This is a genomic window from Lyngbya sp. PCC 8106 (assembly GCF_000169095.1).
Lineage (GTDB): Bacteria > Cyanobacteriota > Cyanobacteriia > Cyanobacteriales > Microcoleaceae > Capilliphycus.
Window position 1 is genome coordinate 1 of sequence record NZ_AAVU01000106.1, and the last position, 1,582, is coordinate 1,582.

The window sequence follows — 1,582 nt, forward strand, 5'->3', positions numbered from 1 at the left end:
AGCTTTTGCTTTTTGTCATCTGTTAGGTTTTCAGTTGTTACCCCGTTTGAAGAGAATTCATAAACAGAAATTGTATCGTCCGGTGGCAGGTCTTGGTAATGCTTATCCGAATTTACAGCCGGTGCTGACCAGACCGATTAATTGGGAATTGATTCGCAATCAATATGACCAGATGATTAAATATGCGACGGCTTTAAGATTGGGAACAGCGGAAACTGAGGTGATTTTAAAACGATTTAGTCGTTCTAATATTATTCATCCGACTTATCAAGCTTTGGCTGAGTTGGGAAAGGCGATGAAGACGATTTTTCTGTGTGAATATCTTAGCCGGGAGGAGTTGCGTCAAGAAATTCATGAAGGGCTGAATGTGGTGGAGCAATGGAATAGTGCAAATAGTTTTATTTTTTATGGTAAGAATAGTGAAATCGCTACGAATCGGTTGGAAGACCAAGAGATAGCGGTGTTGTCATTGCATTTGTTACAGATTTGTTTGGTGTATATCAATACGTTGATGATGCAACAAATTTTGTCAGAGAAAGATTGGTTGAAATTGATGCAAAAGGAAGACTGGCGAGGGCTAACTCCATTAACCTGGAGTCATATCAATCCCTATGGAACTTTTCGGCTGGACTTGGATGAGCGGTTATTGATTGACCCGGTGGTTTCTTGATATAAAAATCAACTAATCGCTAAAATCCTTGCACAGAAGATGTTTGACTTGCTACTTTGCGGTTCGTGTCAGCTTCGCTATTTCTACGCCTTATTCTAGTATTGACACTTAACTTTAGACTAGAATAAGTATGGAGCAATTGCAACAAAAATAATTTTACCAACAGATGCCTTTAGGAAAACTTAAATTGGATTTCTAACGTTCAATAACATGGCGGTCAACAATAACTTGAGCCGCAACCAAAGGTAGACATTCGGGTTTCATCTTTTCCTCTCCGTCTCACTAAATTTACCTGTTTTTACCATTGAAAAAACTTTGAAAATCTGTAAAAGTTATTAGACATTATTATCAGTTTCTTGAACAACGGACTGTTTATTTTGTTGTCTTTGGGATTTTTTAGGCTGTTCAGGTAGGGATTGATTTTCGGATTGAACTTCAGATTGTTTAGGCTGTTCGTCAGTTGATTTATTTTTAGGTGGGTCAACAGATTTCTGCTTTTGCTTGTTGTCTTTAATTTCCCTTAAAGCTTCGGCTTTTAGCTTTTTAGAGGCTTTCAAGAATCCAGGTATATCTCCAGTGGGTTCGTCAAGTTGTTCCACAAATCCAAACACATCTCTGCCGGGGAGAAACTTAGCCTTGACCTGTACAAAATAAGTTTGACCTTGCTGTTCTTTCTCTAGTCTGGGATTAAATCTAAACGGCTTTACAGGTGAATCTCTCCAGAGTAACGGAACGTGAGAGGATTTCATAAATTTAACTTTTTTGGCGGCTTCGGCTTCTTTTATCCATGCTAATCTATCTTTATTGAAGTTGCGGAAAATGGAAATGCAAGGAGTGCGGCAAACGGGAATAAATTGCCATAGTCCAGAGAATTTAAACTCAAAATCATCCAACTCTGTGTTTAGTTGACTG

The 1,582-nt window shown here is 38.4% G+C and carries 1 protein-coding gene and 1 pseudogene; one reads left to right on the top strand and one right to left on the bottom strand.

Annotated elements, in window-relative coordinates:
- Positions 1-670: Tn3 family transposase (locus tag L8106_RS29120; RefSeq protein ID WP_009788180.1), on the top strand; the 670-nt coding region annotated here is incomplete at its 5' end.
- A 335-nt stretch (positions 671-1,005) separates the two neighbouring features.
- Here L8106_RS29120 and L8106_RS33345 read toward each other — a convergent pair.
- Positions 1,006-1,582, bottom strand: a pseudogene (locus L8106_RS33345) (hypothetical protein); the annotation flags it as partial.